General features: G+C 71.8%; 14 protein-coding genes and 3 tRNA genes. 12 read left to right on the top strand and 5 right to left on the bottom strand.

Annotation, left to right across the window (positions count from 1 at the left end; all coding sequences use genetic code 11):
- Position 1: 1 nt before the first annotated feature.
- The 4 genes from ACIQ8B_RS20675 (at position 2) to ACIQ8B_RS20660 (ending at position 4568) form a co-directional block, all read left to right on the top strand.
- Positions 2–1576: a NuoM family protein gene (locus ACIQ8B_RS20675; RefSeq protein ID WP_403548577.1), complete on the top strand. Its 1575-nt coding sequence runs from the start codon at positions 2–4 to the stop codon at positions 1574–1576.
- Entirely contained in the window at positions 1573–3087 is a 1515-nt protein-coding gene (locus ACIQ8B_RS20670) for an NADH-quinone oxidoreductase subunit N (protein WP_403548575.1), read from the top strand. The genes ACIQ8B_RS20675 and ACIQ8B_RS20670 overlap by 4 nt, the downstream gene beginning before the upstream one ends.
- A 228-nt stretch (positions 3088–3315) precedes the next feature.
- On the top strand, positions 3316–4176 hold the full coding sequence (gene htpX, locus ACIQ8B_RS20665; RefSeq protein WP_106412936.1) for a zinc metalloprotease HtpX: 861 nt from the start codon (positions 3316–3318) through the stop codon (positions 4174–4176).
- A complete protein-coding gene (locus ACIQ8B_RS20660; RefSeq protein WP_106412935.1) occupies positions 4173–4568 on the top strand; it encodes a YccF domain-containing protein in 396 nt (131 codons plus the stop codon). The genes htpX and ACIQ8B_RS20660 overlap by 4 nt, the downstream gene beginning before the upstream one ends.
- Positions 4569–4784: 216 nt before the next feature.
- On the opposite strand, the gene ACIQ8B_RS20655 is transcribed toward ACIQ8B_RS20660, so the two are convergent.
- Positions 4785–6059 (bottom strand): APC family permease, encoded by a 1275-nt coding sequence (locus ACIQ8B_RS20655; protein ID WP_403548572.1) that lies wholly within the window; start codon positions 6057–6059, stop codon positions 4785–4787.
- A 93-nt stretch (positions 6060–6152) separates the two neighbouring features.
- On the opposite strand from ACIQ8B_RS20655, the gene ACIQ8B_RS20650 reads away from it, so the two are divergent.
- Positions 6153–6419 carry a GlsB/YeaQ/YmgE family stress response membrane protein gene (locus ACIQ8B_RS20650; protein WP_290005813.1) on the top strand — a complete coding sequence of 89 codons (267 nt, stop codon included), beginning with the start codon at positions 6153–6155 and terminating at the stop codon, positions 6417–6419.
- Between the two features lie 92 nt (positions 6420–6511).
- Here the strand turns inward: ACIQ8B_RS20650 and ACIQ8B_RS20645 are convergent, their stop codons facing one another.
- Positions 6512–7000 carry a YajQ family cyclic di-GMP-binding protein gene (locus ACIQ8B_RS20645; RefSeq protein WP_106412932.1) on the bottom strand — a complete coding sequence of 163 codons (489 nt, stop codon included), beginning with the start codon at positions 6998–7000 and terminating at the stop codon, positions 6512–6514.
- A gap of 236 nt (positions 7001–7236) precedes the next feature.
- On the opposite strand from ACIQ8B_RS20645, the gene ACIQ8B_RS20640 reads away from it, so the two are divergent.
- Positions 7237–7318: transfer RNA gene (locus ACIQ8B_RS20640), tRNA-Tyr, on the top strand.
- Between the two features lie 704 nt (positions 7319–8022).
- On the opposite strand, the gene ACIQ8B_RS20635 is transcribed toward ACIQ8B_RS20640, so the two are convergent.
- Positions 8023–8595 (bottom strand): hypothetical protein, encoded by a 573-nt coding sequence (locus ACIQ8B_RS20635; protein WP_403548570.1) that lies wholly within the window; start codon positions 8593–8595, stop codon positions 8023–8025.
- A gap of 839 nt (positions 8596–9434) precedes the next feature.
- On the opposite strand from ACIQ8B_RS20635, the gene ACIQ8B_RS20630 reads away from it, so the two are divergent.
- On the top strand, positions 9435–9647 hold the full coding sequence (locus tag ACIQ8B_RS20630; RefSeq protein ID WP_106416290.1) for a hypothetical protein: 213 nt from the start codon (positions 9435–9437) through the stop codon (positions 9645–9647).
- Between the two features lie 18 nt (positions 9648–9665).
- Here the strand turns inward: ACIQ8B_RS20630 and ACIQ8B_RS20625 are convergent, their stop codons facing one another.
- Together ACIQ8B_RS20625 and ACIQ8B_RS20620 are read right to left on the bottom strand one after the other, a co-directional pair.
- Complete coding sequence (locus ACIQ8B_RS20625; RefSeq protein WP_290005828.1) at positions 9666–10322, bottom strand: NAD(P)H-binding protein; 657 nt, start codon at positions 10320–10322, stop codon at positions 9666–9668.
- Between the two features lie 119 nt (positions 10323–10441).
- Positions 10442–11710 (bottom strand): hydrolase, encoded by a 1269-nt coding sequence (locus tag ACIQ8B_RS20620; protein WP_403548567.1) that lies wholly within the window; start codon positions 11708–11710, stop codon positions 10442–10444.
- 210 nt (positions 11711–11920) lie between these two features.
- Here ACIQ8B_RS20620 and ACIQ8B_RS20615 point away from each other — a divergent pair.
- From ACIQ8B_RS20615 to ACIQ8B_RS20595, 5 genes are all read left to right on the top strand, one after another.
- A tRNA-Thr gene (locus tag ACIQ8B_RS20615) sits at positions 11921–11993 on the top strand.
- Between the two features lie 46 nt (positions 11994–12039).
- Positions 12040–12112, top strand: a tRNA-Met gene (locus tag ACIQ8B_RS20610).
- Positions 12113–12200: 88 nt separating this feature from the next.
- Positions 12201–12365, top strand: coding sequence for a 50S ribosomal protein L33 (rpmG, locus tag ACIQ8B_RS20605; RefSeq protein ID WP_003948671.1), 165 nt, complete (start codon positions 12201–12203; stop codon positions 12363–12365).
- 119 nt (positions 12366–12484) lie between these two features.
- Complete coding sequence (locus ACIQ8B_RS20600) at positions 12485–12937, top strand: MaoC family dehydratase N-terminal domain-containing protein (protein ID WP_106412928.1); 453 nt, start codon at positions 12485–12487, stop codon at positions 12935–12937.
- Positions 12938–12945: 8 nt separating this feature from the next.
- Entirely contained in the window at positions 12946–13374 is a 429-nt protein-coding gene (locus ACIQ8B_RS20595; protein WP_290005868.1) for a MaoC family dehydratase, read from the top strand.
- Positions 13375–13395: the final 21 nt, after the last annotated feature.

Raw genomic sequence — 13395 nt, 5'->3', positions numbered from 1 at the left:
CGTGATCGATATCAACGAGTCCGTGATGCAGTTCCTTCTGGCGTTCCTCGTCGTCGGCCCGCTCCTCGGCGCCGCCGCCGCTCTGCTGCCGGCCCCGCCCGGACTGAAGGGGACGTCGCCCGAGCAGGCCGTGCTCCGCCACGGCGTCGCCGTCACCGGTGCGATCCTGGCGGCGGCGATCGTCCTGGCGCTCGGCTTCGACCACGACCAGCCGTCGACGATGCAGGCCACGACCGACATCAGCTGGATCCCCGCACTCGACGTGCGGATCCACCTCGGCATCGACGGCATCTCGCTCCCCCTTCTGGTCCTGACCGCCCTGCTGACCTTCCTCAGCGCCCTCCACTCGTACTTCAAGCCGCCCGCGGGACCGTCCCCGAAGGGCTTCGTCGCCCTGCTGCTCGTCCTCGAGTCCGGCACCCTGGCGACCTTCGCCGTCCTCGACCTCGTCCTGTTCTTCCTCGCCTTCGAGACGGTCCTCGTCCCGATGTACTTCCTCATCGCCCGCTGGGGCGGCGAGGGCCGGGCCGAGGCCGCCTGGAAGTTCATCCTCTACACGCTGCTCGGCTCCGTGGTCATGCTGCTCGGCCTGCTCCTGATCGGGATCAAGGCGGGCACGTTCGACATGGTGGCACTCGCCACTGACAACGGCCGGTCGCTGACCACGTCCGTGCAGGTCATCGCCGTACTGGCGGTCGGCGTCGGGCTCGCGGTCAAGACGCCGATGTGGCCGCTGCACAGCTGGCTGCCCGACGCCCACACCGCCGCCCCGACGGTCGGCTCCGTCCTGCTCGCCGGCGTCCTGCTGAAGATGGGCACGTACGGCTTCGTCCGCATCCTGCTCCCGGCCGCGCCCGACGGTTTCCGCACCTTCGCGCCCTACCTCGCCGCGTTCGCCGTCGTCGGCATCGTCTACGGATCCCTCGCCTGCCTCGCCCTGGCCAGGAAGGGCGCCAAGGGCGACCTCAAGCGCCTGATCGCCTACTCCTCCGTCGGCCACATGGGCTTCGTCCTCCTCGGCATCGCGACCATGACCCCGACCGGCGTCAACGGCGCCCTGTTCGCCAACATCGCTCACGGTCTCATCACCGGCCTGCTGTTCTTCCTGGTCGGCGGACTGAAGGAACGCACCGGCAGCACCGACCTCGACGCCCTCGCCCAGGAGACCGGAGCCGCCCTCTACGGCAAGGCGCCGCGCCTCGGCGGCCTGCTCGCCTTCGCCGCCGTCGCCTCCCTCGGCCTGCCCGGCCTCGCCGGGTTCTGGGGCGAGATGCTGGCGCTGTTCGGCGCCTTCGACCCCGCCGACGGGCTCAGCCGGCCGGCCTTCCTCACCTTCATGTCGATCGGCGCGTTCGGCACCCTGCTCACCGCCGCCTACCTGCTGATCGTGGTCCGCCGGGTCTGCATGGGCGCCGCGCCGCAGGACGCGCCGGCACTCACCGACGTGCGCTCCTACGAGTTCGCGGCCTGGACCCCGCTCGTCGTCCTCACCGTCGTCGCCGGCCTGTGGCCCAAGGCCCTCCTCGGGCTGACCGACCCGGCCGTGCAGCAGCTCCTCGCAGGAGGCACCCGATGAGCTCCCTCGTCCAGTCCGTCGACTGGCTGGCCATCGCGCCGCCCACCATCGCGGCGGTCGCCGGACTCGTCGTGCTCGTCGCCGACCTGTTCGTCGGCGAGACCAGGAAGCCCCTGCTCGGCTGGATCGCGGTGGCCGGACTCGCCGCCGCCGCACTCATGCTGCTGCCCCTCCTCGACGCCGACCGCGCCACCTTCTGCCTGGTCGGCGACACCGAGGTGTGCAGCTACACCGCGGACCGCTTCACCCTCGTCGTCCAGTTCCTGGTGCTCGGCGGCGCCCTGCTCTGCGCCCTGCTGTCGGTCACCGCGCTGAAGGACTCCGGCAAGCGGCTCCCCGAGGGCGAGTACTGGTTCCTGTTCCTCTCCTCCGCCGCCGGCGCGGCCCTGCTGCCCGCCTCCCGGGACCTCGCGACCCTCGTCATCGCCCTGGAGGTGGCGTCCCTGCCCGCCTTCGCCCTGGTCGGCCTGCGGCACGGCGACCGCAGGTCCTCCGAGGCGGCCCTGAAGTTCTTCCTGTCCTCCGTCACCGCCACCGCGGTCAGCCTGCTGGGCATCAGCTTCGTCTACGCCGCGACCGGAACCCTCCACCTCACCCGCGTCGCCGAACGCATCCAGCACGTCGACGGGCAGCTCGACACCCTCGCGCAGACCGGCGTCGTCCTCACCCTCGTCGGCTTCGCGTTCAAGACGGCCGCCGTCCCCTTCCACTTCTGGGTCCCCGACACCTACGTGGGCGCCCCGCTGCCGATCGCCGCCTACCTGTCCGTCATCGGCAAGGCGGTCGGCTTCTCCGGCCTCATCCTCGTCACCGTCGTCGCCCTGCCCTCGTACGCCGACGCCTGGGCCCCCGCCCTGGCCGTGCTCGCCGCGCTCACCATGACCGTCGGCAACGTCGGCGCCCTGCGCCAGCAGTCCACGCGCGCGCACAGCGCCGTACGCCTGCTCGCCTGGTCGTCCGTCGGCCAGGCCGGGTACCTCCTGGTGCCGATCGCCGCCGCCGGGTACTCCGGCGATCCCGAGAGGTCGGCCGGCTCCACTCTCGCCTACGCCCTCATGTACGGCGCCGTGAACCTGGGGGCCTTCGCGGTGGCCGCCCTCGTCGGCCGCGCGCACCGGCTCAACCGGGTCTCCGACTACCGCGGCCTGTACGCCGCGAGCCCGCTCACCGCGCTGCTCATGGGCTTCTTCCTGCTGTGTCTCGCCGGACTCCCGCCGGGTGTCATCGGCCTCTTCGCCAAGGTCACCGTGTTCGCGGCGGCCGTCGACGCGGGACTGGGCTGGCTGGCCGTGGTCATGGCCGTCAACGTCGTGATCGCGCTGGTGTACTACCTGCGCTGGACGGCGCTGCTGTTCCGCGCGCCGGAGGCGGCTCCCGAGGGGGAGGCGGCGGCCCCCCACCGCTTCCCTGCCCCGCTCACCGCGGCGCTCGCCCTGACCGGCGTTCTCGGCATCGTCCTGTCCGGCGCCCCGCAACTCGTCCTGCGCTTCACGGAGACCGGGCTCTTCTAGCCGGCCGGCGCCTCACGCGCGGGGCCGCTCGTCCTGCCCCGCACGCCCCTTCACACGGACGGTTGACACGCGCCACCGCGCGCACAAGGGAACTAGTGCCCCCCACCTGGCGTTGACCGGTACGGGAGGGTCCACTGGACGTGGCACCACGGTGTCAGTGGGCAGCGCAGGTCAGACGGAAGATCAACCAGCAAGGGTTCCCCTGCCGCACGATTTGGAGGGCGTACCGTGCACCGCCGGCACAACGGGCTCAGGACCGCGGTCCTCCTCGGGGGACTGTCCGCGCTCATCATCGTCATCGGCAGCTTCTTCGGCCGCACGGGGCTCGTCGTCGCCGTCGTCGTCGCGCTGGGCACCAACGCGTACGCGTACTGGAACAGCGACAAGCTGGCCCTGCGGGCGATGCGGGCCCGACCGGTGAGCGAGTTCGAGGCCCCCGGCCTGTACCGGATGGTCCGCGAACTCTCCACGCAGGCCCGCCAGCCCATGCCCCGCCTCTACATCTCGCCGACCGAGGCCCCCAACGCCTTCGCCACCGGCCGCAACCCGCGCAACGCGGCGGTGTGCTGCACAGAAGGCATCCTGCGTCTCCTCGACGAGCGGGAGCTGCGCGGCGTCATCGGCCACGAGCTCAGCCATGTCTACAACCGCGACATCCTGATCTCCTCGGTCGCCGGCGCCCTCGCCTCCGTGATCATGTTCCTGGTCAACTTCGCCTGGCTGATCCCGATCGGCCGCTCGGACGACGACGACGGCCCGGGCATTCTCGGCCTGCTGCTCGTCCTGATTCTGGGCCCGCTCGCGGCGTCCCTCATCCAGCTGGCCATCAGCCGCTCCCGCGAGTACGAGGCGGACGCCTCCGGTTCCCAGCTCACCGGCGACCCGCTCGCCCTGGCGAGCGCCCTGCGCAAGCTGGAGCTCGGCACCAAGCAGCTCCCGCTGCCCCCCGAGCCCCGCATCGAGACGGCGAGCCACATGATGATCGCGAACCCCTTCCGTCCGGGGCAGGGATTCTCGAAGATGTTCTCCACCCACCCGCCGATGGCGGAACGTATCGCCCGGCTCGAGAAGATGGCAGGTCACCTGTGAAGACCATCCTGAATCTCATCTGGCTCGTCGTCAGCGGCGTCTGGCTGTTCCTCGGCTACATGCTCGCCGGCCTGCTGCTGTGCATCACGGTCATCGGCATCCCGTTCGGCGTGGCCGCGTTCCGCATCGGCGTCTACGCCCTGTGGCCCTTCGGGTACACGACGGTGGAGCGCCGCGACGCGGGAGCCCCGTCCTTCGTCGTCAACGTGCTGTGGCTGATCCTGGCGGGCTGGTGGCTCGCCCTCGGCCACATCGTCACGGGCCTCGCCCTGTGCGTGACGATCATCGGCATTCCGCTCGGCGTCGCCAACTTCAAGCTGATCCCGGTCTCGCTGTTCCCGCTGGGCCGCGAGATCGTCCGCACGGACCGGGCGTTCACGGACCGCTGGTGAGGTGAGCCGCGGTGTTCGCCGCGGGCTGTCGGGCGGGAAGTCGTCCACAGCTCCGAGGTCGTCCACAGCCCCGCACACGCTTCGCCGCCGCCGCGCATCATGAACCCATGACCGAGCACGAGAAGCGGTACGAGCGGACGGCGCCGCCGCACCGCATACGCCGCGGCCCCTGACCCACGTCCGGGCGCCTCAGGCCTGGGCAGCGCAGGGGAGCGGTCACTGCCCGCCCGGAGCCCCCCGCCGCCGCGCCTTTCGCACGCCGTAGGCCACCGCACCCGCACCGAGCACCGCCGCGCCCACGGCAACCGAGGTCCAGGGCAGGGAGAACGCCAGCGCCAGGCACCCGGCGAACCCCACCGCCGGCGCCACCCGGGCCCCCGCCGCCGGACGGAGCGTCCAGGCCGAGGCGTTCGCCACCGCGTAGTACATCAGCACCCCGAAGGAGGAGAACCCGACAGCGCCCCGCACATCGACGGTGGCGGCCAGGACGGCGACGACACCGCCCACGACCAGTGCCGCCCGGTGCGGCACGTGGAACCGCGGATGGACGGCCGCCAGCGGCCCCGGGAGGTGCCCGTCCCGGGCCATGGCCAGTGTCGTCCGTGACACCCCGAGCAGCAGGGCGAGCAGCGACCCCAGCGCGGCGACCGCCGCACCCACGCGCACCACCGGCGCGAGTCCGGGCGCCCCGGCCGCCCGCACCGCGTCGGCGAGCGGCGCGACGGACCCGCCCAACGACTCCGCCCCCAGAACGGAGAGGACGGCGACAGCGACAGCCACGTACGCGGCGAGCGCGACACCCAGGGCCACCCGGACGGCCCGCGGGATGGTGCGCGCGGGATCGCGCACCTCCTCGCCGAGGGTCGCGATCCGCGCGTACCCGGCGAAGGCGAAGAACAGCAGGCCGGCCGCCTGGAGCACCCCGCCGGTCCCGCCCGGCGCGCCCGCGTCCAGCCGCCCGAGGTCGGCATCCCCCGACGTCAGACACACGACCACCACGGAAGCGAGGACCGCCAGGACCACGCCCACGACGGCCCGCGTCACCCACGCGGACTTCTGCACCCCGCCGTAGTCGACCGCCGTGACCAGCACCACGGTGGCGACGGCCACGGCGTGCGCCTGTCCCGGCCAGGCGTACGCGCCGACGGTCAGCGCCATCGCCGCGCAGGACGCGGTCTTGCCGACGACGAAGGCCCACCCGGCCAGGTAGCCCCAGAACTCCCCGAGCCGCTCCCTGCCGTACACGTACGTGCCGCCCGAGGCCGGGTACAGAGCGGCCAGGCGTGCCGACGAGTCGGCGTTGCAGTAGGCGATCGCGGCGGCGACGGCCAGCGCGAGGAGCAGCCCGGAACCGGCGGCCCGCGCGGCGGGCGCGAGCGCGGCGAAGATGCCCGCGCCGAGCATCGCGCCCAGGCCGACGACGACGGCGTCGCCCGCGCCGAGGGTGCGGCGCAGTGCAGGACCGCCGGGGCCGGCGGGGGTGTTCGTCATGAGGCCGCACCCTACTGATCAAGGGCAACCGGAAGGTGTACTCGTGACGTCCTCCATGGTGCACAGGCCGACGGGAAGGGGCAGGTACTCGGCATGACGATCATCAGCTGGATCATTCTGGGCCTGCTGGCCGGTGCCATCGCGAAGTTCCTGCTGCCCGGCCGCGACCCGGGCGGCCTCGTCGGCACGACCCTGATCGGCGTCGCCGGCGCGTTCACCGGCGGCTGGATCTCGTCCCGCTGGCTCGACCACCCGATCAGCAAGGACTTCTACGACGGCGCCACGTGGCTGGCCGCGATCGGCGGCTCATTGGTCCTGCTGATCGCCTACCGCATCCTCTTCGGTCATTCGCGCGACTGACGCGACACGCGTGCGGCGCCGCCGCGCGCACGAAAAGGGTGGGCGCCCGAGCGGCGCCCACCCTCCTGCGGCCGTCCGGCGCGCCGGCCGTTCTACCGGTAGTTCACGAACTGCAGGGCGAAGTCGAAGTCCTTGCCCTTGAGCAGCGTGATGACGGCCTGGAGGTCGTCCCGGCTCTTGGAGCTGACGCGCAGCTCCTCACCCTGGACCTGGGCCTTCACGCCCTTCGGGCCTTCGTCGCGGATGATCTTCGCGACCTTCTTCGCGTTCTCCTGGGAGATGCCCTCCTGGATCGACGCGAAGATCTTGAACTCCTTGCCCGAGAGCTGCGGCTCGCCCGCGTCCAGGGCCTTCAGGGAGATGCCCCGCTTGATCAGCTTGGACTGGAAGACGTCGAGGACAGCCTTCACCCGGTCCTCGGAGTTGGCCTCCATGAGGATCTTCTCCCCGGACCACGAGATCGAGGCGCCCACGCCCTTGAAGTCGTAGCGCTGCGAGATCTCCTTGGCGGTCTGGTTGAGGGCGTTGTCGACCTCCTGCCGCTCGACCTTCGAGACGATGTCGAAACTGGAGTCGGCCATGTCCTGTGGCTCCTTGATTCGGGGTGCGTATCGGGCTGCGCACCGGATGCGTACCGGCGTACTTGAGGCGGCCACCGAGCCCGGCATCGGTCCCGGACCGCATCCGGACCAGCCTAGTCACCCCCCGGCCCGGGGGTGGCGATCAATCGGGTGGCGAAGCACCCCTGTCCATCGGGTATTGTTTACGTCGTTGCCAGCGAGCACCGCCGGAAGGCGGGGTTCAGTGCAGCAAACCCGGCGGTGTGCCCGAGCGGCCAAAGGGAGCAGACTGTAAATCTGCCGGCTCAGCCTTCCCAGGTTCGAATCCTGGCGCCGCCACACGGGAACGAAGGGCCCGTGACCTGCTCACGCAGCAGGTCACGGGCCCTTCGTCATGCCACCCCGGAGGCGGCCCACTGTCTCACTCCGTCTCGTGCCTGAACGCCCTGCCTCGGAGCACGTGGGCGACCCGTGCCCGTGGACAGGCTTCCGAGCCCGTTCGGCCACTCTGTCGCAGTCGCGCCGAGGTCTTCGCAGTGGCAGCTTCGTCGCCGTCGCTGAGGAATCCGACGTAGCCGCGGAGCGGGAACGCCGGCTCCGGCGGAACGGGCGCCTCGCAGCCCCGGTCGCCGGCGGGACGGAGAGCCGCTCTTGGCGTAGCCGTGGGCGGGTAAGCGCCGCAGTATGACGGATCGTCAGTGCACGAGTGAGGAGACCTCTGCCGCTCCATGGCGCCGACACCGGTTCGTGCGATGGCTCGTGGTGTGGGCCTGTGCGGGTGCGGTGTTCGGGCTCGGTGCGGTGGTGTGGCATTGGGTGAGGGGCAAGTCGTGGGGCGACTCGTTCTCGTTCGCGCTGACGTTGACGGTGAGCGTGGTGGTCGGCCAGTGGGCAGCCGCTGTCATCCGGCGGAGAGCCGGGCGTGGCGACGGCTGAGGCTCAGCAGTGGAAGTGGCTGCGCTCATGCCGGCGTCGGCGGCACGTGCCGCCCCGCCGGCACGGGGAGCCGTGGTCGTCGAGGCGGCGCCGTCCGGAGTGCCGGGTCAGCCGATGTCGAAGCCGATGTTGGTGACGTACCACCTGTCGTCGATCTTGCTGGAGTGGACCTGGATGTCCAGCTGACCGGCTTCCACGCCTGTGGAGTGGGAAAGAATGATCTTGTCGAGGGTCTGACCGTCAACGGTGATCTTCTCTGCGGGGACCACCGTTTCGTCCCCGGCGGCCGGGGTCTCGGCGACCTCCACCTCCGGGTCGGCCGAGGGCGGATCGGGGGTGAACGACTCCCGGAACTTCCCTATGCTCCCCAGGATCTTCGCGCCTTCGGGCGAGTTGCTGGCGCACGTCGCTTCCGTGCCGGCGCGCGCGGGCTTCGAGCCGGTGGCGGCCTCGCCCATCAGCAGGCACGCTTCCTTCGGCTGGTTCTTGACGACTGCGGTGACCCACGCCGCGACCGCGCTCTCGGCGGTGGACTGGTCAGCGGACGAGTCCTGCCCCGTATCCGAGGCGTCCCCTTGCTCGCTGCCCGGCGCCTTCTCGGAATCGGCGGCCGGCGAGTTGCTCGGACCCGTCTCCTTCTCGGAGTCGTCCGAGCCGCTCGAGCACCCCGTGAGGGTCATGACCGCCGCCATCAACACGCCCCCGGCCGCCCCGGCGACGCTTCTCCTCATACCGCTCAATAACACTGTCTCTATCGCCCTTCCGTGCATCTCGGCAGGAGTGACGTGCACATATGTCTCCGGGGAACCTGACGGTCCCGTCTCGGCGTCACTGCCCCTCGCGAGAACGGTACAGGCAGCGAAATCACCGCTGTCACTTGGCGCCGCAGGAGTAAGTAGCGGCGTTCTCCGCCGAGTTGTTCCTTCGAACCCGGCATGTTTCCACCAGGGAAATGCCTTTCGTCGCTTCCCCGTCCGGGCGGACTCGGTGAGCGCGGTTCCCCGGTACCACAGACCACCCTGCGCCGGCCCGAACCGGCCCTGCTCGGCCCGGTGAAGTCCCTGGACCTGAACGGCCGTTGCCTCATCGCCCGGCGGTCGACGCCGTGGTCGTCGGCGACATCGCCCATGAGCCGTTGCGCGTGTCGCACGCCAAATCGTCATGAATGCCGCAGCCGAGTCGCGGGGCGTGCCGCATGCCGAATCATGGCGAATGCCGCACCGCACGCCGCGTGTTCGGCAATTTCCGGAATTCCGCCCTCCGCGGCCCCGAGGACGGGAATCGACTGAAGGCCGACAAGACCGTCGCGGCACGATGCCGGACCGCGAAGGGGAAACGCGACGCATTGTCCGACGGCCCGGCGACGGGGCGGAACCAGGAAATCGGACGTCATCCTCGCGTCCGCTGATGTCCGTGAGGAGTCGCAGGTGCCGGTCACTCCAGGAGGCGAGGCGGCCGGTGGCCGTGCCCCGGCATGCCGGGCCAGGGGCGGCACAGCGCTGCCGGGCACACTGGGAGCATGTCGTCGCGTCGTCGTCCGTGTCCCGAGTGCCGTCGTGAGATCGCCGTCGTCGCCGGGCGGTACGCGCGGCACGATCCGCCCGGCGCCCGTGGCAGCGGAGAGCTGACCTCCTGCCCGGGGTCCCGCCGGCACGCCCGGACAGGGCCTGAGCAGCCGTCGTTGGACGGCTACGTCGTGCCGGACTTCCCCGGGCAGATGTCCCTCTTCTGAACCAGGCCCGCGCCCCGCTCAGTTGCCCGCGACCGACTTCACCGCCACCGACGCCGGCGCGGAGCCGCTGATCAGTTCCAGGGTCAGGCCTGCCGTCGCGGGCGTGTCCACCAGTTCCGCCAGGACGGCGGCCACGTCGTCGCGGGGGATCGCGCCGCGGCCCGTGCGGGCCTCCAGGCGGACCAGGCCCGTGCCCGGTTCGTCCGTGAGCTGCCCCGGCCGCAGGATCGTCCAGTCCAGGGCGTCCAGGCTCCGCACGTACGCGTCCGCCTCGCCCTTGGCCCGCAGGTACACGTCGAAGACCTCGTCCCCCTGGTGTTCCGGGTCCGCGCCCATGGACGAGACGATCACGAACCGCCGTACGCCCGCGCGTACGGCCGCGTCCGCGAAGAGGACCGCCGCCGCCCGGTCCACCGTGTCCTTGCGGCCCACGCCGCTGCCCGGACCGGCGCCCGCCGCGAACACCGCCGCGTCCGCGCCCTCCAGGTACTGCGCGACCTCCTCCACGGGAGCGGACTCCAGGTCGAGCACGATCGGTTCCGCACCCAGCTCCCGCAGGTCGTCCGCCTGTTCGGGTTTGCGGATGATGCCCGCCGCCTCGTCCCCGCGCGCGACGAGCAACCGCTCCAGCCGCAGCGCGATCTGACCATGACCACCAGCGATGACAATGCGCATGTCTTCGACCGTACGCCGCACCGGCCCTGTCCGCCGCGCGACCCGGCCCCCGGCACGCGCAGCCTCAGGCGCACCCCCACATCGGCCCCGCCCCACGCCGGCCCCACTCCACACCGCCCCTACGCCGTCCCCCGCCCCTGCCGCGGCAGTCCCGGCCCCGTGCCGGCCGCCGCCGAGTCGCAGTACTCCCGCACCGCGCTCGTCCGGGAGACGACACGGCCCCCGTGCACCACGATCCGGCTGTACGCCAGGGACAGCGCCGCCGGCAGGCCGTCGCCCCGGACCGCCAGCAGGTCGGCGGGGAACCCCGCCTCCACCCGCACCTCCGGCAACCCCATCGCCGCCCGCGCCTGAGCGCTCACGGCCGCGTACGCGTCCTCGGGGGACAGACCCTGGCAGGAGGCCAGCAGGTACGCCGCCTCCAGCGGGTCGCCCCGGCCCACCGGGTTCGACACGTCCCGCAGCGACCCGCTGCCCGCCGCGACCCGTACGCCCGCCGCCTGCAGCAGCCGTGCCGGCGCGGCGCCCCGGCCGTCCGCCGCGCCGCAGCCGCCCTGGGGCAGACACACCACCGTCACCCCGGTCGCCGCGAGCCGGTCCGCCGTACGGGCCGCGACATCGGGGGGGAGGGCGGACAGGCCCCCGCACGGGCCGAGCGTCACCCCTGCCCGCAGGCCGCCCGCCATCGCCGCGAGGCGGGCCAGCCGGGCCGGGTCGGACGCGTCGGTGTGCAGGTCGACGGGCAGGCCGTGCTCGGAGGCCGTCTCCAGCACCGCCTCCACATAGCCCGTGGGGTCGGGGTCGAGGTCCGGGCAGCCGCCCACCACGGACGCGCCCATCTTCACGGCGTCCCGCAGCACCGCCAGCCCGTCCGCCCCGGCCGCCCCCGTCAGCACCCGGGGCATCGCCACCGTGGTCAGCCCGGCCAGCCCGCGCAGCGAACGCGCGGCGCGCAGCACGGCCCGCAGCACGCCGAGCCCCGCCGTGTCCCCCACGCGCACGTGCGCGCGCAGAGCCGTGGCGCCGTGCCCGAGCTGGAGCAGCGCCGCCTCCGTCGCGCGGCGCTGGACGTCCCGCGGGTCGAGGGAGACGGGGCCCGGCTCGTCGGCGGTCAGGGCGGTGTCCGCGTGGGCGTGCGGTTCGGCGGGGGCCGGCAGCAGCAGGTAGCCGGTGAGGTCGAGCCGGGCGACGCACGCGCGCGTGGCGTCCGCGGTGAGGCTGCCCGCCGTGCCGACGGCCTCGATGCGCCCGCCGCCCAGCCGGACGTCCACGGTCCGGCCGTCGGTGAGCCGGGCGCCGCACAGCAGGAGCGGGGCCGGGCCGGCCGGGCCCGAACCGGAGGGCGAGGACCACGGGCGGGACGGTGGCTGCGGCCGGTTGTCGGGCATCGCGCTCCTGGGGCTCGGGCTGCGCACGAGAACGCACGTCACGCTGAGACAAGATCACGCAGAGTGAGTCGAGCCTAGGACGGCCCCCCTGCCCCGCGCCGGGAGGAGCGCAATAGTCGTACCGGTGCGGCCCGTCGGCCCGGGAGGGGGGACGGGACCGGGAACGGATTTGGGCGAACGGCGGCGGACCGTGTAATGTCTTCATCGCTCGCCCCAATAGCTCAGTCGGCAGAGCGTCTCCATGGTAAGGAGAAGGTCAACGGTTCGATTCCGTTTTGGGGCTCTGGTGTGAGAGGTTCCCGTCGCGAGGCGGGGCCCGATCGCATCAAAGCGGTGTAGCTCAGTCGGTAGAGCAAGCGGCTCATAATCGCTGTGTCACCGGTTCAAGTCCGGTCACCGCTACTGTCAGTAGCCGATTGCGGGGTCGGTCCTTCGATCGGCTACTCTTCTTGCGTTAATCAAGTCCATCCGTTCGTCAAGGAGCACTCACGTGGCTGCCACCGACGTCCGCCCGAAGATCACGCTGGCCTGCGTGGAGTGCAAGGAGCGGAACTACATCACCAAGAAGAACCGGCGTAACAACCCGGACCGTCTTGAGATGAAGAAGCACTGCCCGCGTTGCAATGCGCACACCGCGCACCGCGAGACGCGATAAATCAGGCTCGTACACGAGGCCGTCCCCCCACTCGGGGGGCGGCCTCGTGTCGTTTCCCCACCGACACCACACACTGTGAGACACGTCGGTCCTGGACCGACACAGGAGGTGCCGCGCGCATGGCGCTCGACCAGTCCTTCGTGGGGCGGACCTATCCCCCCACCGAGCCCTACGAGGTGGGCCGGGAGAAGATCCGCGAGTTCGCCGAGGCGGTGGGCGACGCCAACCCGGCGTACACGGACGCGGAGGCGGCCAAGGCGCTCGGCCACCCCGATGTGATCGCCCCGCCGACGTTCGTGTTCGCCATCACGTTCAAGGCCGCGGGACAGGTCGTCGCCGACCCGCAGCTCGGCCTCGACTACAGCCGGGTGGTGCACGGCGACCAGAAGTTCGCCTACAGGCGCCCGGTGCGCGCCGGCGACCGGCTCACGGTCACGTCCACCATCGAGACGATCCGGTCCATGGCGGGCAACGACATACTGGACATCCGCGGCGAGGTGCACGACCAGGACGGCGAGCACGTCGTGACCGCCTGGACCAAGCTGGTGGCCCGCGCGGCCGAGGAGGCGTGAACCACACCATGACGGCGAAGATCTCCTACGCCGACGTCGAGGTCGGCACCGAGCTGCCCGCGCAGACGTTCCCCGTGACGCGCGCCACCCTCGTCCAGTACGCGGGGGCCTCCGGCGACTTCAACCCCATCCACTGGAACGAGCGGTTCGCCAAGGAGGTCGGGCTGCCCGACGTCATCGCGCACGGCATGTTCACCATGGCCGAGGCGATCCGCGTGGTGACCGACTGGGCGGGCGACCCCGGCGCGGTCGTCGAGTACGGCGTCCGCTTCACCCGCCCGGTCGTCGTGCCCGACGACGACAAGGGCGCCGTCATCGAGGTCAGCGGCAAGGTCGCCGCCAAGCTCGACGACGACACGGTCCGCGTGGACCTCACCGCGACCAGCGCCGGCCAGAAGGTCCTCGGCGCCTCGCGGGCGGTCGTGCGGCTGGCCTGAGCCGTCGCAGCGGCGGGGAGC

The sequence above is a fragment of the Streptomyces sp. NPDC096105 genome (assembly GCF_044763335.1).
Classification (GTDB): Bacteria; Actinomycetota; Actinomycetes; order Streptomycetales; family Streptomycetaceae; genus Streptomyces.
This window is presented reverse-complemented; position numbering and strand designations above follow the sequence as displayed.